23 protein-coding genes are annotated in these 24,789 nt (G+C 64.1%); 9 read left to right on the top strand and 14 right to left on the bottom strand.

Annotated elements, in window-relative coordinates:
* Positions 1-57 precede the first annotated feature (57 nt).
* Genes mnhG through GGR00_RS04140 form a run of 6 tightly spaced genes read right to left on the bottom strand, consistent with a single transcriptional unit; the run spans position 58 to position 6,061 of the window.
* Positions 58-426, bottom strand: coding sequence for a monovalent cation/H(+) antiporter subunit G (mnhG, locus tag GGR00_RS04165; RefSeq protein WP_184698150.1), 369 nt, complete (start codon positions 424-426; stop codon positions 58-60).
* A complete protein-coding gene (locus GGR00_RS04160; RefSeq protein WP_055979129.1) occupies positions 423-704 on the bottom strand; it encodes a K+/H+ antiporter subunit F in 282 nt (93 codons plus the stop codon). The genes mnhG and GGR00_RS04160 overlap by 4 nt, the downstream gene beginning before the upstream one ends.
* Positions 701-1,186, bottom strand: a complete 486-nt coding sequence (locus tag GGR00_RS04155) for a Na+/H+ antiporter subunit E (RefSeq protein WP_184698145.1) — start codon at positions 1,184-1,186, stop codon at positions 701-703. Before GGR00_RS04155 ends, GGR00_RS04160 begins: the two co-directional genes overlap by 4 nt.
* Positions 1,183-2,826, bottom strand: coding sequence for a monovalent cation/H+ antiporter subunit D (locus tag GGR00_RS04150; protein ID WP_184698142.1), 1,644 nt, complete (start codon positions 2,824-2,826; stop codon positions 1,183-1,185). Before GGR00_RS04150 ends, GGR00_RS04155 begins: the two co-directional genes overlap by 4 nt.
* Complete coding sequence (locus GGR00_RS04145; RefSeq protein ID WP_055979137.1) at positions 2,823-3,161, bottom strand: Na+/H+ antiporter subunit C; 339 nt, start codon at positions 3,159-3,161, stop codon at positions 2,823-2,825. Before GGR00_RS04145 ends, GGR00_RS04150 begins: the two co-directional genes overlap by 4 nt.
* Positions 3,161-6,061 (bottom strand): monovalent cation/H+ antiporter subunit A, encoded by a 2,901-nt coding sequence (locus tag GGR00_RS04140; protein ID WP_377863455.1) that lies wholly within the window; start codon positions 6,059-6,061, stop codon positions 3,161-3,163. Before GGR00_RS04140 ends, GGR00_RS04145 begins: the two co-directional genes overlap by 1 nt.
* Before the next feature lie 325 nt (positions 6,062-6,386).
* Between GGR00_RS04140 and recQ the strand changes: the two genes are divergently transcribed.
* Positions 6,387-8,186, top strand: a complete 1,800-nt coding sequence (gene recQ / locus GGR00_RS04135) for a DNA helicase RecQ (protein ID WP_055979296.1) — start codon at positions 6,387-6,389, stop codon at positions 8,184-8,186.
* Positions 8,187-8,239: 53 nt separating this feature from the next.
* On the opposite strand, the gene GGR00_RS04130 is transcribed toward recQ, so the two are convergent.
* Positions 8,240-8,431 carry a hypothetical protein gene (locus GGR00_RS04130; RefSeq protein ID WP_055979143.1) on the bottom strand — a complete coding sequence of 64 codons (192 nt, stop codon included), beginning with the start codon at positions 8,429-8,431 and terminating at the stop codon, positions 8,240-8,242.
* A gap of 3 nt (positions 8,432-8,434) precedes the next feature.
* Positions 8,435-8,959 carry a TetR/AcrR family transcriptional regulator gene (locus GGR00_RS04125; RefSeq protein ID WP_162244946.1) on the bottom strand — a complete coding sequence of 175 codons (525 nt, stop codon included), beginning with the start codon at positions 8,957-8,959 and terminating at the stop codon, positions 8,435-8,437.
* Positions 8,960-9,076: 117 nt separating this feature from the next.
* Between GGR00_RS04125 and GGR00_RS04120 the strand changes: the two genes are divergently transcribed.
* Together GGR00_RS04120 and GGR00_RS04115 are read left to right on the top strand one after the other, a co-directional pair.
* Complete coding sequence (locus GGR00_RS04120; RefSeq protein ID WP_055979299.1) at positions 9,077-9,445, top strand: cupin domain-containing protein; 369 nt, start codon at positions 9,077-9,079, stop codon at positions 9,443-9,445.
* A gap of 110 nt (positions 9,446-9,555) precedes the next feature.
* Positions 9,556-10,761 carry an NAD(P)/FAD-dependent oxidoreductase gene (locus tag GGR00_RS04115; RefSeq protein ID WP_343065518.1) on the top strand — a complete coding sequence of 402 codons (1,206 nt, stop codon included), beginning with the start codon at positions 9,556-9,558 and terminating at the stop codon, positions 10,759-10,761.
* Positions 10,762-10,923: 162 nt separating this feature from the next.
* Here the strand turns inward: GGR00_RS04115 and GGR00_RS04110 are convergent, their stop codons facing one another.
* Positions 10,924-11,385 (bottom strand): Lrp/AsnC family transcriptional regulator, encoded by a 462-nt coding sequence (locus tag GGR00_RS04110; RefSeq protein WP_055979152.1) that lies wholly within the window; start codon positions 11,383-11,385, stop codon positions 10,924-10,926.
* Positions 11,386-11,515: 130 nt separating this feature from the next.
* On the opposite strand from GGR00_RS04110, the gene GGR00_RS04105 reads away from it, so the two are divergent.
* From GGR00_RS04105 to GGR00_RS04080, 6 genes are all read left to right on the top strand, one after another.
* Entirely contained in the window at positions 11,516-12,784 is a 1,269-nt protein-coding gene (locus tag GGR00_RS04105; protein WP_055979155.1) for a thiamine pyrophosphate-dependent dehydrogenase E1 component subunit alpha, read from the top strand.
* Between the two features lies 1 nt (position 12,785).
* Positions 12,786-13,799, top strand: a complete 1,014-nt coding sequence (locus tag GGR00_RS04100; protein ID WP_055979158.1) for an alpha-ketoacid dehydrogenase subunit beta — start codon at positions 12,786-12,788, stop codon at positions 13,797-13,799.
* 1 nt (position 13,800) lies between these two features.
* The gene (locus GGR00_RS04095; protein WP_055979160.1) at positions 13,801-15,111 is read left to right on the top strand and encodes a dihydrolipoamide acetyltransferase family protein; all 1,311 of its coding nucleotides are present in this window, start codon (positions 13,801-13,803) and stop codon (positions 15,109-15,111) included.
* Complete coding sequence (lpdA, locus tag GGR00_RS04090; RefSeq protein ID WP_055979162.1) at positions 15,108-16,493, top strand: dihydrolipoyl dehydrogenase; 1,386 nt, start codon at positions 15,108-15,110, stop codon at positions 16,491-16,493. The genes GGR00_RS04095 and lpdA overlap by 4 nt, the downstream gene beginning before the upstream one ends.
* A 121-nt stretch (positions 16,494-16,614) precedes the next feature.
* Positions 16,615-17,799, top strand: coding sequence for an acetyl-CoA C-acyltransferase (locus GGR00_RS04085; RefSeq protein ID WP_184117351.1), 1,185 nt, complete (start codon positions 16,615-16,617; stop codon positions 17,797-17,799).
* On the top strand, positions 17,799-18,923 hold the full coding sequence (locus GGR00_RS04080; RefSeq protein ID WP_377863425.1) for an acyl-CoA dehydrogenase family protein: 1,125 nt from the start codon (positions 17,799-17,801) through the stop codon (positions 18,921-18,923). Before GGR00_RS04085 ends, GGR00_RS04080 begins: the two co-directional genes overlap by 1 nt.
* A gap of 84 nt (positions 18,924-19,007) precedes the next feature.
* Here the strand turns inward: GGR00_RS04080 and GGR00_RS04075 are convergent, their stop codons facing one another.
* The 5 genes from GGR00_RS04075 to GGR00_RS04055 all read right to left on the bottom strand — a co-directional run bounded on the left by GGR00_RS04075 (position 19,008) and on the right by GGR00_RS04055 (position 24,611).
* Positions 19,008-21,242, bottom strand: a complete 2,235-nt coding sequence (locus tag GGR00_RS04075; RefSeq protein WP_184698139.1) for an arylsulfatase — start codon at positions 21,240-21,242, stop codon at positions 19,008-19,010.
* Positions 21,243-21,308: 66 nt separating this feature from the next.
* On the bottom strand, positions 21,309-22,067 hold the full coding sequence (locus tag GGR00_RS04070; protein ID WP_184698135.1) for an ABC transporter permease: 759 nt from the start codon (positions 22,065-22,067) through the stop codon (positions 21,309-21,311).
* Positions 22,067-22,882: an ABC transporter ATP-binding protein gene (locus GGR00_RS04065; protein WP_184698132.1), complete on the bottom strand. Its 816-nt coding sequence runs from the start codon at positions 22,880-22,882 to the stop codon at positions 22,067-22,069. Before GGR00_RS04065 ends, GGR00_RS04070 begins: the two co-directional genes overlap by 1 nt.
* An 11-nt stretch (positions 22,883-22,893) precedes the next feature.
* Positions 22,894-23,865, bottom strand: coding sequence for an ABC transporter substrate-binding protein (locus tag GGR00_RS04060; protein ID WP_184698128.1), 972 nt, complete (start codon positions 23,863-23,865; stop codon positions 22,894-22,896).
* Positions 23,862-24,611, bottom strand: a complete 750-nt coding sequence (locus tag GGR00_RS04055; RefSeq protein ID WP_162244947.1) for a GntR family transcriptional regulator — start codon at positions 24,609-24,611, stop codon at positions 23,862-23,864. The genes GGR00_RS04060 and GGR00_RS04055 overlap by 4 nt, the downstream gene beginning before the upstream one ends.
* Positions 24,612-24,789: the final 178 nt, after the last annotated feature.

Here is a 24,789-nt window from a genome sequence, read left to right as displayed (position 1 = left end):
CCGTTTCCGTCTCAGATACTCACGGCCCTCCTTTGGGCACCCGGCAGTGAACGATGGCTATCGCTCATCCGGCTTATCGGCGAGATGATCCGGCGGCACGTCGGAGCTGCCTTCCGAACGGTCGCGATAGAGTGCCGCGCGTGCAAGCAGCATCAGCGTCACCGGCGTGGTGACGCTGATGAACACGCCGATCAAGACTTCGTGCAACACCGGCCGCGAGCCGAGTACCGAAAACAGGATCATGGATGCGACAACGATCGCCCCCGTGCCCCAGCTGGTGCCCAAAGTCGGCGCGTGGACCCGTTCGAAGAAGCTGCGGAAACGCAGCGTGCCGATCGCCCCGATCAGGGTCAGGCCGGCACCGGCCAGCACCAGAAACGCAACCAGCAGGGCCGCCCATGCGGGCAGGTTTTCGGCATGGCTCATTCGATCACCTCGCCGCGCATCAGGAATTTGGCGAGGGCGACAGTCGAGATGAAACCGAGCAGGGAGATCACCAGCGCCGCCTCGAAATAGAGCGCATTGCCGGTGCGGATGCCGAAGGTCAGAACCAGCAGCATCGCGTTGACATAGAGCGCATCCAGGCAGAGGACGCGGTCCTGGGCGCGGGGGCCGATGATGAGCCGGTAGGTGTTGCAGGCCATGGCTGCAACCAGCATCAGCTGGGCTGCGGTCACCGACCAGGCGAGGATGGTGGCGGTCATTCGAAAATCTCCCGCAGGGTCGCTTCGTAGCGCGTCTTGATCAGGTCGACCCATTCCTGCTCGTCGACGAGGTCGAGGACATGGATGAGCAGGACGCCCGACGCCGAGTCGTATTCCACCCAGGCGGTGCCGGGAGTGCTGGTCACGATGCAGGCAAGCACGGCGAGCCCGGTCCGGTCGCGCAGGTCGAGCGGGATCGAAACGAAGCCGGCTCTGCGCGCTTGTCGGTCGCCCCGGAGGATGATGGTGGCGACGGCGATGTTGGAGCGCGCGATGTCAAGCAGGACGATGCCGCACAGCCAGGGGATGAGCTGCCAGCGCCGCAGCCGCGGTTTCGACGGCTCGAGCTGCATCATGGCACGCGAGGCGCCCACGGCCACGACCAGGCCGAGCAGGAAATGGCCCAGCGAAAACGCGTTGAGCAGCATCCAGACGATGACCAGCGATGCAGTGAGAACTGGGTATGGCAGGATGCGTCTCATGGCGTCGACACCCCGCTCGTCTGTCCAGGACCGGGTAGCACGCCTTCGATGTAGGACCGCGGTTCGTGCAGTGCCTGCGCCGCGTCATCGGTGTAGCGCATGACCGTCCCGGCCTGGATCGTCAGCAGGAAGCAAAGCCCGATGAGCAGGATGATCGGCACGATCTCGACCACAAGGACCCTGGGCACGATGACCTCCAGCGGCGCCCAGAACGTGCGGATGCCGGTTCGCATCATGGCGAGCAGGGCTGCCAGGCCCGACAGGATCAGAAGTGCCGTCAGGATCCAGCCGATGCTGTCCGGGCCGCCGGTAGCGGATCCGAGACCATCGGGATTGAAGATGGCATTGATCAGCGCGAACTTGCCGATGAAGCCGGACAGCGGCGGCAGGCCGGCGAGCAGCAGGCCGATGCAGCCAAAGCAAATGCCGAGGATGGCAAGCGCCCCCGGCAACGCCACGCCGACTTCTTCCTCGTCTTCCGCTTCGGGCTCGATGTCGTCGCCATAGGCCTCCATGGTTACGGTCAGCAGGTTTGCCCCGGGTTCCTGCGCCCGCTCAACCAGTTCGATCATCAGGAACAGCGCACTGACGGTGAGCGTCGACGTGACGACGTAGAACATCGCACCGGAGACCACGGCATGGTCGCCAAGCCCGACTGCGGCCAGCAGCGTGCCGGACGACACCAGGATGCTGTAGCCTGCGAGCCGGCCCAGCGACTGCGAGGCAAGCACGCCGAACGCGCCGAATGCGATCGTTGCCATGCCCCCGATCAGCAACACCTGGCTGCCCAGGCCGGCAAGCGGGCCGGCACCTTCGCCGAACAGCAGCAGCGTGAGCCGCAGCAGCACGTAGAATCCGACCTTGCTCAGGATGGCAAACAGCGCCGCAGCAGGCGCGGAGGCTGCCATGTAGGCCGATGGAAGCCAGAAGCACAGCGGCCACATGCCGGCCTTGACGAGGAACGCGATGCCGAGAATGGCCGCACCGGCCGCAAGCAGGGCCTGGTTCTCGGCTGCCACATCGGGGATGCGCGTGGCGAGGTCGGCCATGTTCAGGGTGCCGGTCACGCCGTAGATCAGGCTGACGCCGATCAGGAACAGCAGCGATGCGGCAAGGTTGATCGCGATGTAGTGCAGGCCGGCACGGACCCGAAAGGTGCCTGAACCGTGCAGCATCAGGCCATAGGATGCCGCCAGCAGGACCTCGAAGAAGACGAAGAGGTTGAACAGGTCGCCGGTCAGGAAGGCCCCGTTCACGCCCATCAGCAGGAACTGGAACAGCGTGTGGAAATGAGGTCCCGCCTTGTGCCAGCGCGCCAGCGAGAAGACCAGCGCCGCGGCAGCGAGCACGGAGGCCAGCACCAGCATCAGGGCCGACAGCCGGTCGAGGACCAGAACGATGCCGAACGGCGGAGCCCAATCGCCCAGCCGATAGGTGTGTGTCATGGCGTCACCTGCCGCATCGCCGGTGTCGGCGAGGCGGAGCAGTCCACAGGCCAGGACCAGGAGTAGGGCAGTGGCGACGATGTTGATGCCGGCCTTCACGCCGTGGCGACGCTCCTCGATCAACAGCAGGATTGCTCCCGCCGCCATCGGCAGCAGGATCGGCAGGATCAGCAGGTGCTGCGAGAAACCCATCATGGCTCCCGCCCGTCGACATGGTCGCTGCTGGTCAAGCCGCGCGCGGCGAGCAGCACGACGAGGAACAGCGCCGTGGTGGCAAAGCCGATTACGATCGCGGTCAGCACCAGGGCTTGCGGGATCGGGTCCGCGTAGTCCGCCGGGTTGACAGTTCCGGCGCCCTCCAGCACGGGTGCGGCTCCGACGCGGAGCCTGCCCATGCTGAAGATGAAGAGGTTGACCGCATAGGACAACAGCGACAGTCCGATGACCACCTGGTAGGTGCGCGGGCGCAGCAGCAGCCAGACACCAGATCCCGTCAAGCAGCCGATGGCGATGGCCAGCGTCAGTTCCATCATGACTGCTCCTCGCTGCGCGCGGCCCGCAACCTGCGGACCGATTGGTGGGCAAGCGCAATGAGCATCAAGACGGTCGCTCCGACGACCAGCGTCAGCACGCCGAGGTCGAACAGGGCGGCTGTCGCCAGCGGTATTTTGCCGATGAGAGGCAGGTCGACATACTGCGCGTACGAGGTCAGGAACGGCTTGCCGAACACCCAGGCACCGATCCCTGTCGACAAGGCCACGAGCAGGCCGCCGCCGATCCAGGTCACCGGCAGGATGCGCAGCCTGTCTTCCACCCAGATGGTGCCCGCCGCCATGTATTGCAGGATGAAGCCGGCGGCCATTGCCACGCCGGCGGCAAAGCCTCCGCCGGGTGAATCGTGGCCGCGCAGGAACAGATAGGCCGAGAACATGATGATGACGGGGAACATCCACTGCATGATCACCGACGGCACGAACAGGTAGTCGGCGGCGGTCGCGCCGGGCTGGCGGTCCGGTTGCGCCTCGTCATAGGCGCGCTGGATACGCTGTTGCTCTGGCCGCTCGACGCTGTCGGGCGCTGGCCGGAACCGGCGCAGAAGCGCAAACACCGTAAGCGCCACGATGCCGAGCACGGTGATTTCGCCGAGCGTGTCGAAGCCGCGGAAGTCGACGAGGATGACGTTGACCACGTTTCGCCCGCCGCCCTCGCTGTAGGCCTTCTCGAGGAAGAAGTCGGCGATCGTCTCGGGCGCCGGGCGGGTCATCACCGCATAGGCGATGACGGTCATGCCCACGCCCGCGGCAATCGCCATCGCAAGGTCGCGCAGCCGGCGCACGCGCGCCATCGCCCCCAGCGGTTCGGTGAGCGCCTGGGAGCGCTTGGGCAGCCAGCGCAGGCCAAGCAGGATCAGAACGGTCGTCACGATCTCGACGACCAGCTGCGTGACCGCGAGGTCGGGGGCCGACAGCCAGACGAAGGTCATGCAGGTGATCAGGCCCGTACCGCCAAGCAGGGCAAGCGCTGCCAGGCGATGGAACTTGGCCTGGTGCGCGGCGGCAATGGCGCAGGTCACGCCGACGGCCCACATGCCAGTGAAAACCCAGTCAGTGCCGGCGAGCTGCACCGGTGCCAGCCCGATATCGCTGCCGAACAGGGAGAGCAGGGCCGCGGCGAATGCCACGAACACCAGCAGGCGCAACTGCGGCTGCAGGCGCCGTGTGCCGAGATTGGTTTCGATGAAACGGGCCCACCGCCAGGAGACGGTGACCATGACCTGTTCGAACATGCGCTGGGCCTGGAAGCGGCGCAGCAGGAACGCCCCTTCGGAGCGCTCGAGATAGTTGCCGATGGCAAGATAGAGCAGGGCGCCGCCGACCAGCGCGATCAGGCTCATGACCAGCGGCACGGTAAAGCCATGCCAGACCGCGAGGCTGTATTCCGGCGTCGCGGCGCCCAGCACCGAGGTGATTGCGATGTGCAGGTATGGACCGATCGTCAGCCCGGGAACGATGCCGACCACCAGGCAGGCGAACACCAGCAGCGTCACCGGCAGGCGCATGAAGAACGGCGGTTCGTGCGGTTCGCGCGGAAAGCTCTCGGGCGGGGCGCCGAGGAAGATCGAGTGGATCAGGCGCATCGAATAGGTGACAGCCAGCGCGCTGGCCAGCACGGCGGCATAGGGCGCCACCCTGTCGAGCCAGGAATCGGCGTGCGTCGCCACGGCCTCGGCGAAGAACATCTCCTTCGACAGGAAGCCGTTGAGCAACGGCACGCCGGCCATGGCGGCACTCGCCACCATGACGAGCGTTCCGGTGATCGGCATGAAGCGGAACAGTCCGCTCAGCTTCCTGAGGTCGCGCGTGCCGGTCTCGTGGTCGATGATGCCTGCCGCCATGAACAGCGATGCCTTGAAGGTGGCATGGTTCATCATGTGGAAGATGGCGGCGACCAGTCCGAGCGGGCTGCCGAGGCTGAGAAGCAGGGTGATTAGCCCGAGATGGCTGATCGTCGAATAGGCGAGCAGACCCTTCAAATCCTGCTGGAACATGGCGAGATAGGCGCCGAAGACGAGCGAGGCCATGCCGGCCAGGCCGACGATCATGAACCATTCCGGCGTGCCCGACAGCACCGGCCAGAGCCGCGCCATCAGGAACACGCCTGCCTTCACCATGGTGGCCGAATGCAGGTAGGCGGAGACCGGTGTCGGCGCGGCCATCGCGTTGGGCAGCCAGAAGTGAAACGGAAACTGGGCGCTCTTGGTCAGCGCTCCCAGCAGCACCAGCAGCAACGCCGGAACGTAGAGCGGGTGGGCGCGGATCAGGTCGCCCGATGCCAGCACCCGGTCGAGGTCGTAGCTGCCGACGATGTGCCCGATCACCATCACGCCGGCCAGCAGGCCGAGCCCGCCGATCGCGGTGACGGTCAGCGACATGCGGGCGCCGTCGCGCGCCGCCTGGTTGTGGTGCCAGTAGCCGATGAGCAGGAAGGAGGTGACGCTGGTCAGCTCCCAGAACACGACCAGCAGGATCAGGTTGCCCGAGACGACGATGCCGAGCATCGCTCCCATGAAGGCCTGGAAGAAGGCGAAGAAGCGCGGCACCGGATCTTCCGCCGACATGTAGTAGCGGGCGTAGAGGACGACGAGCACCCCGATCCCGCTGACCAGCAGCGCGAACAGCCAGGCGAAGCCGTCCAGCCGCAGCGACACGGTCAGGCCGAGGCTGGGCACCCATTCGAACACCGCGCGGACCACCTCGTTGTCCCGGACCGGAACATAGAGCAGCCAGGCCAGCAGATGACAGGCAAGCGCCACTGCGCCGGCAATGCCGCCGGCAAGGTTTCGCGACGTTGATGCCAGCATGACGGTTACCAGGCTTCCGAGGAATGGCAGCACAATAAGTAACGTCAGCAAGCTGTTGTCTGGCATCAGTATCTCGGCTCTCCCTTTGTCGCTCGGCTCCCTACCTCACTAACCATCGATGGCGGTCATGACAATTGCCAAAGCCCGAGGTGGTGCCATGAACTTGGGTACCTCGCGATAATCGCCAGCTTGTCCATGGTTGGGCGCGATCAACGAAGCAGGAAGCCGCGCGGTTGGCGTCTGCGCGTGCTTGGATCGACCTGTAAGGCTGGCCGACTCGGGCTTTCAAGCAAGGCCGTTATGGTCCGGAGATTCGCAAAACTGTGCATCAGTGATCGCTAGCCGGGCGAAGCTGCTATGAAGGACCTCTCCATGATTCTCCTTGCTGCAGCCGATGACCGCCACTGCCCTCGAAATCCTCAAGACCGTTTATGGCTATGATGCCTTCAGGGGACCGCAGGCGCTCATCGTCGAGCATGTGATTGCCGGCAACAACGCCTTCGTGCTGATGCCGACGGGCGGCGGCAAGTCGCTCTGCTATCAGATCCCCGCGATCGTCCGTCCCGGCATGGGTCTCGTCGTGTCGCCGCTGCTCGCGCTGATGGCCGATCAGGTGACGGCGCTGCGCCAGGCTGGGGTGCGGGCGGCCGGGCTCAACTCCGACCTTTCGCCCGACGATCGCCGTGCCCTGTGGCGCGATATTCGCGCAGGAGCGCTCGACCTGCTCTATGTCGCACCCGAAACGCTGCTGCGGCCGGATGTGCTGGAGCTGCTCGATGATGTGAAGCTGTCGCTGATCGCCATCGACGAGGCGCACTGCCTGTCGCAATGGGGGCACGATTTCCGGCCTTCCTATCGCCAGCTCGACATGGTCGTGGCGCGTTTTGCCGGCACGCCGCGCATGGCGCTGACGGCGACGGCCGACGAGCCGACGCGCGCCGAAATCCTGTCGCATCTGGCGATCGACGAGGCAGATGCCTTCATCGCCGGTTTCGACCGCCCCAATATCCGCTATGCCATCGAGGAAAAAGACAATCCGCGCGCACAGCTCAAGGAGTTCCTCAAGCGCTACGAGGGCGCGAGCGGCATCGTCTACTGCCTGTCGAAGCGCCGGACCGAGGAAACCGCCGCCTGGCTTCAGGGTCTCGGCTACGACGCGCTCGCCTATCACGCCGGCATGGACAAGGCTGCGCGCGAGGCCAACCAGATGCGCTTCCAGCATGGCGATGCTGTTGTCATGGTCGCCACCGTCGCCTTCGGCATGGGCATCGACAAGCCCGACGTGCGCTTCGTCGCCCATATCGACCTGCCTGGCAGCATCGAGGCCTATTACCAGGAGACAGGCCGTGCCGGGCGCGACGGCCTGCCATCCGATACGCTGATGCTCTACGGCTACGAGGACATCGCCCTGCGTAGCCGCTTCATCGAGGAGTCGGAGGCGCCCGACCAGCGCAAGCGCATGGAGCGGCACAAGCTAGACGCGCTGCTGGGGCTGGCCGAGACGGCGGGCTGCCGCCGGCAGGTTCTTTTGTCCTACTTCGGCGACCACAGCGAACCGTGCGGCAATTGCGACACCTGCGCGGAGCCGCCAAGATTGTTCGACGGTGCCATCGCCGCGCAAAAGGCGCTGTCCTGCATCTACCGCACGGGCGAACGTTTCGGGCAGGCCTATGTCGTCGACGTGCTTTTGGGCGTAGACAACGAGCGCATCGCCCAGTTCGGCCATGACCGCATCTCCACCTATGGCATCGGCACCGAGCACGACAACCGGACATGGCGGGCGATCCTGCGCCAGCTGATCGCGCTGCGCCTCATCGACGTCGATTTAGCCGGCCATGGTGGCCTGTCGATTGCACCAGCCGGCCGCGAATTCCTGCGCGACAAGCCGGAGCTGATGTTGCGCGTGCCGGCACCGGCGCGCGCCAGACGTGGCAAGGTCGCGCGTAGTGCGGCGCAGGCCGCCGTCTCAGATACGGACCATGATTTGTTCCAGGCGCTGCGGCAGAAGCGCACGGAAATTGCGCGCCTGCAGAACGTGCCACCTTATGTGATTTTCCACGATAAGACCCTGATCGAACTGGCGTCGGCCAGGCCGGCATCGCGCGCGGAGATGGCCAACGTTCCCGGTATCGGCGAAGCTAAGCTCGACCGCTACGGCCCCGCCTTCCTCGCGGTGATTGCCGAGCACGCATGACGAGGCGCGGCGGAGTGACGAGCACCAGGCTGCCGCGAACGGGCCAGTTTTGGTCACTGGGAAGAGGCAGTATCTGGCCCGTCGTTGCTCTTGTCTGGAATGCTGTCGCCTTCCCGGTCCTTTCGCCCGATGACTTTTTTGCGGAATTCCGCCTCTGCCAGTGAGTCCAGTTTTTCATCCGTGTACGTTTCGAAATAGGTCGCAACGTAGGCGAGCCGATCCGCCAGCGGCTCGCGAACATTCAACGCTTAGTATCCCATTTGTATGTAGTAGATGTTGTGGGCGCGAATGACGGCTTGCTGCTGGGGAAAGCCGTGGGCTGCGAATGTCGCAACCAGGGCCTCCATCCGCTGCTGGTTCGACGTCGCGATGATCGCCTGAAGCCTGGCATCGCCACGTGCCCAGTCGCGCACCGCAAAATCGAGTAACGGATCGAAGAGCTCGGGATCGAGCCAGCACATGAACAGAGGCAGGATGCGGTCCTGAAGCGTGTGCGGCAATGTCGCCGCACGGATGATGCTCGCCGTATTTGATTGCTCCCAGACGTCGAGCATGGCCTCGAGCAGTTCATTCCGGTCCTCGAAGTGCCAGTAGAAGCTGCCGCGCGTGACCCCAAGCAGCTCCGCCAGCCTGGTGATCCTCACTGCATCGACGCCGCTTTCGATCAGCACCTCCAGCGCCTTTTCCAGCCAATCCGCCCGCGTCAGCCGGGGCTGGGCGCGGTCCTCCTCAGCCTGGCTGCTGACACGCTCAATCACCTGGCGCTTTTTCATTTGACTGATCTGTACATATATGTACATAAATAGTTGTATGGTTCAGTACACATCTGTACGGGCATGTGCGATTTCTGTCTGCACCACAACAGACGGCATGGCAGGGGGAAGAGAAAGATGACGGATATCGACAAGGCGCCCGCGCGCCTGAACCGTTTTGCCGACCTCAGCTTTCAGCCTCGCTTCGCCTATCCTGAAATGGCCGATGTCGTGGAAGTCGCCGGCCTCGCCGATCGCAGCGAGCTTTCTGGCGGCTTTGCCCGATTTCGCGATGCGGATATCCCTTGGCAAGTCCAATACGACGAGCTGATCCTGGTCATTTCCGGGAAGTTTGCGGTCGAGACCCCACAGGGCCGGCTCGACGCCGGGCCGATAGACACGATCTGGCTGCCGGCCGGAACGCGGGTGCGTTACCTCGCGGCGAGTGCTCTCGTTTTTTACAGCCTGCAGCCCGCGAGCTGGGTCAATGCGGCTACTGCCGCATGACCCGGATCACATTGCTTCCCAAGGACGACCGCACGAATGGCTGGAGCGCCCTTTTGCCTTCGCGCCAAGCCAAGCCGTCGCTGTCCGGCGACATCGTTGCGGACTTCGTGGTGATCGGCGCGGGCTATGCTGGATTGGGCGCGGCGCGGCGTCTGGGTGAGCTCAGGCCACATGCGAAGATCGTGGTCTTCGACGCGCAGGAACTGGGCGAGGGCGCTTCAGGCCGGAATTCGGGCTTTGCCATCGATCTCCCGCACAATGTGGGCTCGTCTCTCGAAGAACTTGCCAAGGGCAAGGCCTACATGCGGCTTGCGAGAGCGGGGATCGCTTCGCTGCGCGACAGCGTGCAGCGTCATGGCATCGAGTGCGACTGGAGCGAGCAAGGCAAATACCACACGGCAAGTTCGGAGCGCGGCGCAGAGGAAATTCTGCTGCCCACTGTCGAGGAATTGAAGCGGCTGAACGAGCCGTATGAATGGCTCGACGCCGGGAAGACCGCCAAGCGACTGGGCACCAGCCATTTCGTGGCGTCGGTTTATACGCCGGGAACCGCGCTTCTCAATCCCGCGGCGATCAACCGGGGGCTGGGTGAGAACCTGCCCGAGAATGTCACTCTTTACGAGAACTGCCCCGTGCTCGAGGCCGATTTAGGCACGACGATCAGCCTGAAGACCGCGCACGGCTCGGTGCGCGCCCAAAAGGTCATCCTTGCCGTCAACGGACTGGCTATGCGCTTCGGATTCTGGAAGGGCAGGCTGTTGAATTTCGCAGCCCATGCAAGCCTGTCGCGCCGCCTGACTGCGGCTGAACAGGCCGCTCTGGGGAACATCGCGCCCTGGGGCTCGACGCCGGCAAATGCCTTTGCGGGCATTACCATGCGCTACACCAACGATCATCGCATCCTGATCCGGCAGAATATCCATTTCTGCCCGAGCCTGCGCCAGTCCGACGAGCGCCGGGCAAGGGTCGGAGCCGAACATCAACGCCTCTTCGACGATCGCTTTCCGATGCTCAAGGGCGTCACCATGGAGCGTACGTGGACTGGCTATATCTGCCTTTCGCGCAATGGCGCACCGGGCTTCGGACAGGTTGCTCCGAATGTCTGGAGCGCGGTCTGCCAGAACGCCGTCGGCGTCGCCAAGGGCACGATCAGCGGCCGGCTCGCCGCGGCAATGGCGCTTGGCGAGGATGATCCCCTGATTGCGGACATGATCAGCCTCGGCACCCCGGCGCCCGTTCCGCCTCGGCCCCTGCTCGATATCGGGGTGAGGGCGCGCTTTGCCTACGAGATTTTCAGGAACCGACACGAGGCCTGAGACGAGGGAGAACGACGATGAACGGCAAGACTGGAAGGCCGAACTGCCGCTCGCCGCGCTGGCTGGGTTTGCTTTAGAAGTCGAGCCGGCGTCGTGAGGGGCGACCGCCCGGCCTCTCGGACCCGGCATTCGGCCGTGGCAAGATAGAAGGTCGGCGGCCTGCTAGAACGGCAAGGCAGCCGAGTCCTTGACGACTTCAAGGATGACGGAGCTTTGCATCTCCCGGACCCCGGGCAGCGATACGAGCTTACCCTGCAGAAGTCGTTGATAGTGCTCGATGTCTCGCACCACGATCCTCAGGTAGAAGTCGAAATCTCCAAGAACCAGAAGCGCAATCTGGATCTCGGGAATGCTCCGCACGGCTTTCTTGAACGCTTCGAGAAGCGTGGCGTCGTGCCCTTGGAGCTTGATCCTCACGATGACCAGCGTGTCGAAGCCCAGCTTCTTGGCATCGAGGAGGGTCTGCTTGCCTTTGACGACCCCTTTTTCCTGGAGGATGGCGATCCGGCGCGAGCATGGGGATTGCGAGATGCCAGCCCGTTCGGCGATCTCGGTCACGGTCAGGTTTCCGTCGCTTTGCATCGCTCGAAGGATGCGCAAGTCCGTCTCATCGACAGTGTGCATGGTTCAGCCAATTTTTCCTATAAATGAAGATCATAAATGCACAAAGTAGCAGAATTCGGAGGAAGAAGGCAAAACATATGCGCGGCCTCAGTCTAGAAGACGTCGTGACAGATGTTCGATGGGGGAGAGGATGCAACCTGTTGTCTTGCCGGCAGCGCGGCGCGAAATAACCGCGGCAAAACTCAGTTTTCCGCGCCCGCCCGCGCGTCCTGACCAACCGCCGGATTTTTCCAACATTGTCGTGCCGCCGGCCGGTGCCTTGCCCGTGCCTCCCCTTGACATCGAGGCTCAAGATGCCCGGTCCTTTGCGGTCGGCATGGTCCGGGTGCTGGACGAAAACAGCCGGGCCGTTGGACCCTGGGCGGAATACCTGGGGGACGTTTCGGCCGAACAACTGCGGCTTGGCCTGCGCGACATGCTGAAGATGCGCGCCGTCGATCGGCGGATGCTGAATGCGCAACGTCAGGGCAAGACCTCGTTCTACCTGCAATGCACCGGAGAGGAGGCGATAGGCTGCGGTTTTCAGCGTCAGCTGGAACGGGGGGACATGAACTTCCCCACCTATCGCCAGCAAACATTGCTGATCGCAGCGGACTATCCGCTGGAATCGCTGATGGGGCAGCTGTACTCGAACGACCTCGACCCTCTGAAGGGGCGCCAACTGCCGATCATGCATTCGGCGCGCGACTATGGCTTCTTCTCGATTTCAGGCAATCTGGGCACGCAGTATGTGCAGGCGGTGGGCTGGGCCATGGCCGGCGCCCTGCGTGGCAACGGCAAGATTGCGGCCGGCTGGATCGGCGACGGGGCGACCGCCTCCAACGACTTCCACAGTGCGCTGTTGTCCGCTTCGGTCTACCTGCCGCCCGTCGTTCTGAATGTCGTGAACAACCAATGGGCCATTTCGACATATACCGGAACTGCGGCCGGCAAGAGCGAAACCTATGCGGCGCGCGCACTTGGTTACGGCATTCCGGCTTTGCGCGTGGATGGCAATGACTACCTGGCGGTGGCCGCCGTGTCGCGCTGGGCGATCGACCGCGCCCGTCAAGGATTCGGTCCGGTCTTGATCGAATGGTTTACTTACCGCGTCGCCGCTCACTCGACCTCGGATGATCCAACGGCCTACCGGCCGAAGGACGAGGCGCAAGCCTGGCCCCTCGGCGATCCGGTCGAGCGATTGAAGGCCCACCTGATCGTCCGTGGCGACTGGTCGGAAGAACGCCATGTGCAGGCCGAAGCCGAGATTCTCGACGAGGTCACCGCTATCCAGAAGGCGGTCGAGGCCCACGGCACCTTTGTCGATCCGCAGCCGATCTCGCCCGCCGAGATATTCCGGGGCGTCTATGCCGACTTGCCGGAGCATCTGCGGCGGCAGCGGCAGGAAATGGGGTGCTGACATGGCGCGAATGACCATGATAGAGGCGCTTCGCAGCGCCATGGACGTGAAGTTGATGGATGATCCATCGGTCATCGTCTTCGGCGAGGACGTTGGTTATTTCGGCGGTGTCTTCCGCTGCACGGCAGGGCTTCAGGCTCGCCATGGCGAGGAGCGTGTCTTCGACACCCCGATCAATGAAAGCGCCATCGTTGGTCTGGCCGTCGGCATGGCCGCGCAGGGGATGCGGCCATGCGTCGAGATCCAGTTCGCCGACTATGTCTTTCCGGCCTACGACCAGATCACCCAGGAGGCCGCGCGGCTGCGGCATCGCTCCAACGAACAGTTCACCTGTCCGCTGGTCGTGCGCATGCCCACGGGCGGTGGCATCTTCGGAGGCCAGACCCACAGCCAGAGCCCCGAGGCATTGTTCACCCATGTCGCCGGTCTGAAAGTGGTGATCCCGGCCACGCCCTACGACGCGAAGGGCCTGCTGATCTCCGCCATCGAAGACCCCGACCCGGTGATCTTCCTTGAGCCCAAGCGCATTTATAACGGCCCCTTTTTCGGAGACCATTCCGGCAAGTCGGTTCCCTGGTCATCTCATCCGGCGGGCGAGGTACCCGAAGGTCACTACACGGTGCCGCTGGGCAAAGCCGAGATCCGCCGTGCTGGTTCCGATGTCACCGTCCTCGCCTATGGCACGATGGTTCACGTCGCCGAGGCGGCCGCATCCGAAGCCGGCGTCGATGCCGAGATCATCGATTTGCGGACCCTGCTGCCGCTGGATGTGGAAACGATCCGCACGTCGGTTGAGAAAACCGGCCGCTGCGTCGTCGTCCACGAAGCAACACGCACCGGCGGCTTTGGCGGCGAACTGATCGCCGAGGTTCAGGAGGCCTGTTTCTGGCACCTGCGCGCGCCACTTCTGCGTGTGACGGGGTGGGACGCACCCTATCCGCACGCCCAGGAGTGGGATTATTTCCCGAGCCCAGCCCGTATCGCCCGAGCGCTGGTCCAGGTCATGGGGGATTGAAATGGGCATCAGCAACATCAAGGTTCCTGACGTCGGCGAAGGTGTGGCCGAGGTCGAATTGATCGAATGGCATGTCAAGCCGGGCGACCATATCCGCGAGGACGACGTCCTCGCCGCGGTGATGACCGACAAGGCGACTGTCGAGATTCCCAGTCTCTTCGGGGGGACCATCGTCTCGCTGGGCGGCGAAATCGGCGAGACGCTTCTGGTCGGGTCGGTCCTTGTCACGATCGAGCATGAGGGAGAAAGCCGGGTTTCGGCTGAGCCTTCGTCTGAAAAGGCGCCTCCCGTACCTCTGGCGACGGCCTCCGAGCCCAAACCGGCATCGGCAGAGCGGGATGAGAATCCGCCGGTTTCCGCGGCCCGACCCCTCCAATCTTCCGTCCCTCCGCCTGCCGGCACGGCCAGCGCGCCGCGTCCCGAAGGACAGCCACCGCTCGCGTCCCCCGCGGTTCGTGCCCGTGCCCGCAAGGCCGGGATCGATATTCGGCAAATGCGTGGAAGCGGCCCGGCCGGACGGATTGTCAATGCAGACCTGGATGCGGTGTTTGCGTCTTCCACGGCCGATGCCGCAGGCGCCGTGCCGCGTTCCGGCCGGGGACGGCGCCAGGGAAGCGAGACGATCCGCATTATCGGCCTGCGTCGCAAGATCGCTGACCGCATGGCTCTGGCCAATGCGCGCATCCCGCATATCACCGTGGTGGAGGAGGTCGACGTCACCGCACTGGAGGAACTTCGCGCCACGATGAACGCCACGCGTGGGGCCCGGCCGAAGCTGACGATGCTACCCTTCATGGCCGCCGCTTGTTGCCGTGCCCTGGTGGATCATCCCGAGATGAACGCGCATTTCGATGACGATGCCGGGATCGTGACGCGCCACAATCCAGTCCATATCGGCATCGCCACGATGACGGACAGCGGGCTTGTCGTTCCCGTCCTGCGCCATGCCGAGGCCTATGGCCCGTACGCCACGGCTGGCGAGATCGGGCGGCTCGCCGAAGCGGCTCGCACCGGCAAGGCCACCCGTGACGAGCTCACGGGCTCGACCATCACCATCAGTTCGCTGGGACCTCTTGGCGCGATTGCCACCACTCCGATCATCAACCACCCCGAGGTGGCGATCCTTGGCGTGAACAAGATGGCCGTTCGCCCGATGTGGGACGGCAGCCAGTTCGTGCCGCGCAAGATGATGAACATCTCTGCCAGCTTCGACCACCGGGTGATCGACGGCTGGGACGCCGCGAGATTCGTCCAGCGCATCAAGCAATTGCTGGAAGCGCCAGCTCTGATCTTCATGGAGGACGAGGCATGAAACGAGAGACTTGCAAGGTCCTGGTCATAGGGGCAGGGCCTGGCGGCTATGTCTGCGCCATTCGTGCCGGACAGTTGGGGCTGGACACGATTGTCGTCGAGGCACAAGCGCCTGGCGGCACCTGCCTGAACGTCGGCTGCATTCCCTCGAAAGCGCTGATCCACGCAGCGGACGCATTCTTCGCGGCGAGATCTCATTCGGCTGAGAACGCGCTCGGCATCTCCACATCCGTGCCCACCATTAACCTCGCGCGCACCGTTGCTTGGAAGGACGGGATCGTCGATCGCCTGACGGGCGGCGTGTCGGCCCTCCTGCGAAAGGCCAAGGTGCGTGTCGTCAACGGTCATGCGCGCATCATCGACGGCAAGGCGGTCGAGGTCGACGGCGTCGATGGCCCGATCAGGATCCAGACGGAGAACCTGATCATCGCGACCGGATCGCAGCCGCTGTCGATCCCCGCCCTGCCTTTCGGCGGCGATGTCCTGTCGTCGACGGACATTCTCTCGTTGTCGAAGGTGCCGTCGCGTCTCGCCGTGGTCGGAGGCGGATATATCGGGTTGGAAATCGGCACCGCCATGGCAAAACTCGGTGCCGACGTGACAGTGATCGAGGCCGGGCCGCGCATCCTGCCACAATATGATGCTGAACTGACCCGACCCGTGGCGGCACGGCTCAAGGCACTGGGCGTCACGGTGCTGACCGACGCGAATGCCGAAGGCTTTGCAGATGGCCGCGTGACGCTGGCAACGGTTGATGGCCGGCAGGAAATCGCGGCAGACAAGGTGCTGGTCACCGCGGGCCGCACGGCGGTTATCGACGGTTTCGGCCTTGAGGGTCTGGGACTCGACATGCAAGGCCGCTTCATTGCCGTGGATGACGGTTGCCGCACCTCAATGCGCGGCGTCTGCGCCATCGGCGACGTTACAGGTGATCCAATGCTGGCCCACCGCGCCATGGCGCAAGGCGAGATGGTCGCTGAAATTATCGCCGGTGAGCTTCGCGTCTGGGACAAGCGCGCCATTCCGGCGGTTTGCTTCACCGATCCCGAGATTGTCACTGTTGGCCTGTCGCCCGACGAGGCCCACGCCAAGGGACAGAAGGTTATCAGCGGTCTCTTCCCCTTCGCCGCCAATGGCCGGGCGATGACTGCCGATGACGAGGCGGGCTTCATCCGCGTCACCGCACGTGAAGATACGCACGAGGTTGTGGGCATCCAGGCGGTCGGCGCCGGTGTGGCCGAGATGGCCGGCGGCTTCGCGCTTGCGCTGGAAATGTGCGCCCTGATCGAGGACATCACCGGTACCATTCACGCCCATCCGACACGTGGCGAGGCCCTGCACGAGGCCAGCCTGCGTGCCTTGGGCCATGCGCTGCATATTTGAGATCTGCGAATATCGTCAGCGATCGGCGATCGCATGACCGCAGCTCTCAAACTCACCCGAGGCTCAGCTCAATTTTCGTGCGAGGATCGCGATAGTGACCACCCGCCAAAGTAAGGAGATCATCATGGACAAGGACCCGATCGTCATCACCGGCTTGGCCCGCACCCCGTTGGGTGGTTTCCAGGGCGATTTCGCAGGCGTCGATGCCCCAACGCTGGGCGCCACCGCCATCACGGCTGCCCTGAATGGGCTGGAGCCCGGCGCGGTGCAGGAAATCATCATGGGCTGCGTCCTGCCGGCCGGCCAGGGCCAGGCTCCGGCGCGGCAGGCAGCGCTGAAGGCCGGGCTGCCGCTGGGCGCGGGGGCGACAACGGTGAACAAGATGTGCGGTTCGGGCATGAAGGCGGTGATGCTGGGCCATGACGCGATCCAGGCCGGTTCCGCCGAAATCGTTGTCGCGGGCGGCATGGAGAGCATGTCGAACGCGCCCTATCTGCTGCCCAAGGCGCGCGCAGGCTATCGCATGGGGCATGGCCAGGTGCTGGACCACATGTTTCTGGACGGGCTCGAGGACGCCTACGAAAAGGGTCGGCTGATGGGCACCTTCGCCGAAGATTGCGCCGGGGCATATCAGTTTACCCGCGAGGAACAGGACGCGTTCGCCATCGCATCACTGACCCGGGCCCAGGCGGCAATCGCCGAAGGACGTTTCGCGGCCGAAATCGCGCCGGTATCGGTGGCGTCGCGCGCCGGCGTGGCCGTCGTCAGCGTCGACGAGCAGCCGGGCAAGGCGCGGATCGACAAGATCCCGACGCTGAAGCCTGCATTCCGCGAGGGCGGAACGGTGACGGCGGCGAATTCTTCCTCGATTTCGGACGGGGCGGCTGCGCTGGTGTTGATGCGCGCCTCGGAAGCAGAGCGGCGCGGGCTGACCCCCCGTGCGCGTATCCTTGGCCATGCCACTTATGCCGACAGGCCGAACCTGTTCCCGACCGCGCCCATTGGCGCCATCCGCAAGCTGCTTGAGCGGACCGGGACGCAACTCGGCGATTTCGACCTGTTCGAGGTGAACGAGGCCTTCGCCGTGGTCGCCATGGCGACGATGCGCGACCTGGGCCTGCCGCATGAGGTGGTGAACATCCATGGCGGCGCCTGTGCGCTGGGTCATCCCATCGGCGCTTCGGGCGCGCGAGTGTTGGTCACGCTGCTGGCAGCGCTGGAAAGCCATGGGCAAAGGCGCGGCGTTGCCTCGCTGTGCATCGGCGGCGGCGAGGCCACGGCCGTCGCCATCGAAAGGATGATCTGATGCTCACCGAGGAACAGGAACAGATCCGCGAGGCTGTTCGACAGTTCGCACAGGAGCGGCTGCTGCCCGGTGCGGCGCAACGCGACCGTGACCATGCCTTTCCGCGTGCCGAACTGACCGAGATGGGGGAGTTGGGGTTTCTTGGCATGCTGGTGTCCGAGACGTATGGCGGTTCGGAAACCGGCATGGTCGCCTATGCGCTGGCGCTGGAAGAGATCGCGGCGGCGGATGGGGCGTGCTCGACCATCGTGTCGGTACACAGTTCCGTAGGCTGCACGCCGATCCTGCGTTTCGGGACCGAAGAACAAAAAACACGCTTCCTGCCCAGGATGGCGAGCGGCGAATGGATTGGCGGCTTCGCCCTCACCGAGCCGCAGGCGGGATCGGACGCATCGGCTTTGAAGACACACGCCCGACGCGAGGGCGACCACTACGTCATCGACGGCGCCAAGCAATTCATCACTTCTGGCCGAAACGGCTCGGTGGTGATCGTCTTTGCGGTGACCGATCCCGCAGCGGGCAAGAAGGGGATCTCGGCCTTCATAGTGCCGACCGACACGCCGGGCTACGAGGTCGTCTCGGTCGAGCACAAGCTGGGCCAGCACAGTTCGGACACCTGCGCGCTGGCCTTCGCCGACATGCGGGTGCCGGTCGAGAACCGGTTGGGCGCCGAAGGCGACGGCTACAGGATCGCGCTCTCTAACCTCGAGGGCGGCCGCATCGGCATCGCCGCGCAGGCTGTAGGCATGGCGCGCGGCGCCTATGAGGCGGCGTTGAGCTATGCAAAGGAGCGCATCACCTTCGGCAAGCCGATCATCGAGCATCAGGCGGTGGCCTTCAGGCTGGCCGACATGGCCACGCAGATCGACGCGGCGCGGCTCATGATGCTCCGCGCGGCCATGCTGCGCGAGACGGGCAAGCCCTGCCTGACCGAAGCCAGCATGGCCAAGCTCTTCGCTTCCGAAATGGCGGAAAAGGTCTGCTCTGCGGCGATCCAGATCCATGGCGGCTACGGCTATCTCGCGGATTACCCGGTCGAGCGGATCTATCGCGACGTGCGTGTTTGCCAGATCTACGAGGGCACCAGCGAGGTGCAGCGCCTCGTCATCGCCCGCGGCCTCTAGACGGTGGCGGGCACAGGGACTGCGCCCGCCTTTCGGAACGAATGCGATCTCGCAAGCTGCGTGGTGCTTTAGCCCCTAAGTTGGTCAATCCACATCCAGGCTCGCCGGCATGACGTCGCGATCCTGGCCGATGGCGTAGTCGATACGCATGATCCGCCCGGCAAAATCCGGGTTCGTCCGTCGCTTCGGGTCGACCGGCTCGGCATTGCTGCGCCCAAACATCAGGGGTGACAGCGAAAGCCTGAGCAGTGTCCGTTCGAATAGGTGCGAGCCTGCCGGCCGCCCATCGACGATCAGGCTGCCGCGCCCCTTGAGCGTCCCCGTCTTCTCGAACTCGAAGGCGATGGTCGCTGCACCGAGCGGGATCTCTAGGTCCGAAACGATGCGGCTGACTTCAAAACCGGCGTAGTTGTAGGTGTAAACCAACCGGTTATCGATGATGTCGATGGCATAGCCGCCGTGGCAACTGCCGAAGCAGACCAGCGCGCCCCCTTGGTTCGCATCGTCGCGCTCGATCTGGATCGTGATGCGATGCGAGACATCCTGGGTCATCGGCGCTGCCTCCGCCGGGATGGAGGAGGTCGGCGGGAAGAAGCTGCATTCGTTGCGCCAGCGCGGCGCGCCGGGCCGGTAGGGAGGCTTGAACAGCACGTCGCTGTCGTCGAGCGGCATGACGCCGTAGCGACCGGCCTCCGCCCACCAGCGCTCCTTCATCTCGGCCAGCTTTTCCGGCATTTCCACCGAGAGATCGCGAAGCTCAGAGAAATCTTCGTCGAGGTGGTAGAGTTCCCAGTGCTCGTTGTCGAAATCGCTTCCGGCTTTGTGTTGCGTCACCGCCTTCCAGCCGCGGTGCCAGATGCTGCGATGCCCGTACATTTCAAAGTACTGCGACTGCTTTTCGGTTGCCGCATCGGGCGCATCGAACGAATAGCCGAAGCTCTCGCCGTGGATCGGCATCTGCGCCACGCCGTTGATCGTCTCGGGCGCGGCGACATTGCAAAGCTGCATGATTGTCGGCGTGATGTCGGTGACATGGGTGAACTGTGCACGAATCCCGCCCTTGTCGGCGATGCCGGCAGGCCAGGAGAAGATCATGGGATCGCGCACGCCGCCGCCATGGGTGAAGCTCTTGTAGAGCTTGAGCGGGGTGTTGGAGGCTTGTGCCCAGCCCCAGGGGTAGTTGCCGGAACTGCGCGCCGAGCCGATTTCGGCCATGCGCTCGCCCGAGACCGAATAGTCCTCGGGCAAGCGGTTGAACCAGCGCAGCACGTTCGTCGTGCCGTCCGGGTCGCAGTCGGTGGAGGCCCCGTTGTCGGAGATGAGGACAATGATCGTGTTGTCGCGGATGCCGGTGCGGTCGAGGAAATCGAGCAGCTTGCCGAACGCAGCGTCGGTGTGGTCGAGCAGCGCCGCATAGGCCTCCTGCATGCGCTCCGACACTTCGCGCTCATCTGCGGCAAGCTCCTCCCAGGCGCGCACGCCGGGGTTCGGCTGGGGCAGTTCGGTACTTTCGGGCACCAGCCCCATCGCCTTTTGCTTGATCAGCCTGCGGACGCGTTCCTCGTCCCAGCCATCGGCGAAGCGGCCGCGGTATTTTGCCAGTGCCGGCTCGGGCGCCTGGTGCGGGAAATGCCCGGCGCCGTAGCAAAGGTAGAGGAAGAACGGCTTGTCCGGCCAGATTGCCATCTTGTCGGCGATGTAGCGCACCGCCCGGTTCGAAAGGTCGTCGGACAGGTGGTAGCCCTGTTCAGGCGTCGCCGGCGGCGAAACCTGCTGGTTGTCCTGGCAGAGTTCGGGGTGGAACTGGTCGGTGCTGCCGTTCATGAAGCCGTAGAAACGCTCGAAACCGCGCCCGAGCGGCCACTGGTCGAAGGGGCCGGCAGCATTGGCGTTCTCGGTCGGCGCGAGGTGCCACTTGCCGACTGCATATGTCGCGTAGCCTTGTTGCTTGAGCATCTCGGCCAGCGTTCCCGCGCGATGGCTGATCGCGCCGCGGCCGGAGGGCCAGCCCATGTCGGCGTTCGCGAGATAGCGCATGCCGACGGAGTGATGGTTGCGCCCGGTGAGAAGGCACGCGCGCGTCGGCGAGCACAGCGTCGTCGTATGGAAATTGCTGTAGCGCAGGCCGTTGTTGGCGAGCGAATCGAAATTCGGCGTATCGATGGACGAGCCGAAGCAGCCGAGATCTGAATAGCCCACGTCGTCGAGCACGACATAGATCACGTTCGGCTTGCCAGCCGGGCCTGTCGGGATGTCTGCGTAGTCGCGTGCGGATTCGTGGTGCGTACGGCCAATGCGTCCGCGAAATTCGGAAGTCATGAAACCAGTCCCAAGTCTGAGAGATGACGGCCGGACCCAAGTGAGGCCAGGTCCGGCCCGATTGGATCAATAGCCTGTGACGCCGCGCAAATAGCGCTTGAGCAAGGTGCGCCCGAGGAGCCGCCACAGGCGGTCAGTGGCGAAACCCAGGAGGCCGAGCACGATGATGGCGGCAAACATCCAGTCCACCTGGAAGTAGAGGCGCGAGGTCCAGATGATGTATCCGAGGCCCGCGTCGGCGGCGAGCATTTCGGCCGCCGCGATCACCAGGAAGGACGAGGCAAGCGCCAGCCGCATGCCGACATAGATCGAGGGCAGGCAGGCCGGGATCATCACCCGTAAGAAGACCTGTCGTTCGTTGGCGCCAAGGCAGCGCGCGGCGTTCAGCTTGTCCTGCGAGATCGAGGACACGCCGCTTGCCGTGTTGACCATCACGATGAAGGCCGTCGCGTAGGCGATCAGGATGATCTTCGACATCTCGCCCACGCCGAACCAGATGATGAACAGCGTCACCAGCGCGATCGCCGGAACGAAGCGGAAGAAGTGGATGAACGGGTCGACCAGGTGACGGGCCACCGGCGAGACGCCGACCGCAAGGCCGATCGGTATGGCGATGGCGCTGCCGACGAGCCAGCCCGACAGAATGCGCATCATCGACACCAGCACCGACTGGCTGAGCGTGCCTTCTTCCAGCATCTGCCCGGCGCCCTTGAGGACTGCCATCGGGGCGGGCAGGAACATCGGGTCGACCAGCCAGGTCGAGGCGATCTGCCAGACGATCAGAACGGTGGCGACGCTCAGCGCCGACCATGCATAGGATGGCATCAGTTTTGCTCCCATTGCGAAGCCGCCTCCCTTTCGATGTCGCCCTCGATCGCCTTCACGGCGTCGGCGAAACGGCTGTCGAGGTCGTCGCGCGGGTAGGGCAGGTCGATGTCGTAGACGCGGGTGATGTTGGCGCGCGGTCCCCGGCTCATGACGGCGACACGCTGGCCGAGCAGCACCGCTTCGCGGATATCGTGCGTGACATAGACCATCGTGCAACCGGTCTCGCGCCAGATTCGCGTCAGTTCTTTCTGCAGCACGCGGCGCGTCAGCGCGTCGAGCGCGGCGAACGGCTCGTCGAACAGGATCAGTTCCGGTTCGGCGGCAAGGGTGCGGGCGATCTGCACGCGCTGCTTCATGCCGCCCGACAGTTCGTGCGGGAACTTTGCCTCGTGTCCGCGCAGGCCGACGAGGTCGATGTAATGCTGCGCGATTGTCCGGCACTCGGAACGCGACTTGCCGGCCACGCTGGGCCCAAAGCCGATGTTCTCCGCGACCGTCAGCCATTGGAACAACGGTTCCTCGATCGACTGGAACACCATGCCGCGCCGGCGGTCCGGTCCGTCGATGACGTTGCCATTGGCAAGGACGCGACCCTCGGTCTGCTTCTCGGTGCCGGCGACGATCTTCAGCAAGGTCGACTTGCCCGAGCCGCTGGGGCCGACGAGCACGAAGAATTCTCCCTGCGGCACGGTAACCGAGAGGTTGGCGAGGATCAGTTCGCTGCCGGCCTTCTGGCCGGGATAGGCCATGCCGACCTTGTCGAAGACCACCGCCGGCGTCGGAGGGGTCTCGCTTGTTGGGCTGTTTGTCATGGTCGTATCGCTCAATTATCCAGCTTGACCAGGTCGGGGGCCGCTTCCTTCAGGTATCTCGGGTTGACGCCCGTTTCGAAGGTCACTGGCTGGGACTTGGTCTTCGCGAGGAAGTCCGCAACTTCCTGGAAGCCGCGACGCTCATAGTCCGTCAGCGCCAGCGCGAACTCGTTGTAGTTGAGAAGCTCGCGCACGGTGTCGCGCGGCGCGCGCGTATTCTTGGCGATGATGGCTGAAGCCTCGTCCTTGTTGGCCGTGATGAAAGCGCTTGCCTCGTTGAGCGCACGCAGCGTCGCCACCGTCAGTTCGGGGTGCTTTTCGGTGAAATCGGTCTGGGCAGCGATATACGCGCTGCTGTTGCGCTTGGCGGCCGCGTCGTCGGTCAGCACGTAGCGCTCGCCGCCATCGATAGACTTTTGAGTGCCGTCGGCCCAGACGAATGCCGCGTCGATGCGGCCGGAGCGGAGGGACGCGACGATTTCGAGCAGGCTGGTGAAGCCGACGATCTCGACCTTGTCCTCGGCGATGCCATTCTCTTCGAGGTATTTCATCGTGACCAGGTGCTGAGCCGTGCCGGCGGCAATGCCCAGCTTCTTGCCGACCAGGTCCTTGGCTTCCTTGATCTCGTTGCTGACGACCAGCTTGTGGAAGCCCGGCGTCGAATGAAAAATCCCGGCAAGCACGGTCAGCTTGCCGCCCTGGATGCGCGAGACGATCGGAAAGTCGAGCCCCACCGCCATGTCGGCGCGGCCGATCAGCAGTGCGTCGATCGCCTCGACGCCGGTGGCGAAGGTGGTGATCTGCGGATCGATCCCTTCCTTCTCGAAGAAGCCTTTTTCCTTGGCGACCCAGATCTGGGAGCCGGTGGTATAGGCGTCGACGCCGAAGCGTACGGGTTGGAGGGTCTGCGCCCCGGCCATTTGTGCCGAGAACAGCCACAGGCTGGACGCAAGGCCGAGGGCAGTCTTGGTAAATCGGGTCATTTCGGTTCGTCCTCCGGCGAAGGGGCTGCATTGCCCTGGAAATGAACGGGAGAGAGAGCCATCACCTGATGGCTGTTGAGAAGGTGGGGGACCATCCACGAGCGCGAGGCCAGCGGCACGCTGCCGTCGCCCGAGTGCACGAGGGCTGTGCTCCACAGGAGCGCGTCTCCCTCGTTGACCTGAAGCAGTTCGGCGATTTCGTCGGTCGCGTTGATCGCCGACGTGCGTGTCGACAGCGACGCGCCATCGACGACCGTGAACGGCGCGATGGCAGCGAGTGCGTCATGCTCGGTGGTCTGGTTGAAGGCACTCGGCGGAATGCTGCGTGCCAGATAATGGTCGACGAGAATGCATGGCTGGTCGTTGGCCAGGAACAGCCAGCGCAGGCGCTGGGTTGGCTTCTCTGCCGCCAGGCCAAAGATGACGGCGATCTCCTTGGGGGCGATCACCTGATCGCGCAGGACCTCGCGAAAGGACGCTTTCATGCCCGCCTTTTCGATCAGGTTCCAGAACCCGGCCGAGCCTGTCAGGGCGTTGAGAATGGGCGGGTTGGCGATGAACGTGCCGACGCCGTGCTTGTTCTTGAGCAGGCCCTTGGCCATCAGGTCGGCATAGGCTTCACGCAGAGAATTGCGGCTGAGGCCGAGTATCCGCGAAATGTCCACTTCCGCGGGCAGGCGATCTCCTGCGACCAGCTTTTGCTGGCGAATGTACTGCATGACGCGCTCGGTGGCAGATCCTGACATCGTTCTTTCCTCCAAGAGGTAGGACGTCCTACCTTTACGTGTTATCGAGAAAGAGTCAAATTCCACGATCCCAGTTTTTCGACAGGACCGCGTCATGGCTTGTTGCACTCCGGGTCGGTCCGCAGTCGATCGTCCCCAGGAACAAATCTCTGCTCCCGTCTCGCTTGCGGCGGGCGGC

Origin of the sequence: Aminobacter aganoensis (assembly GCF_014206975.1) — a bacterium.
GTDB lineage: Bacteria > Pseudomonadota > Alphaproteobacteria > Rhizobiales > Rhizobiaceae > Aminobacter > Aminobacter aganoensis.
This window is presented reverse-complemented; position numbering and strand designations above follow the sequence as displayed.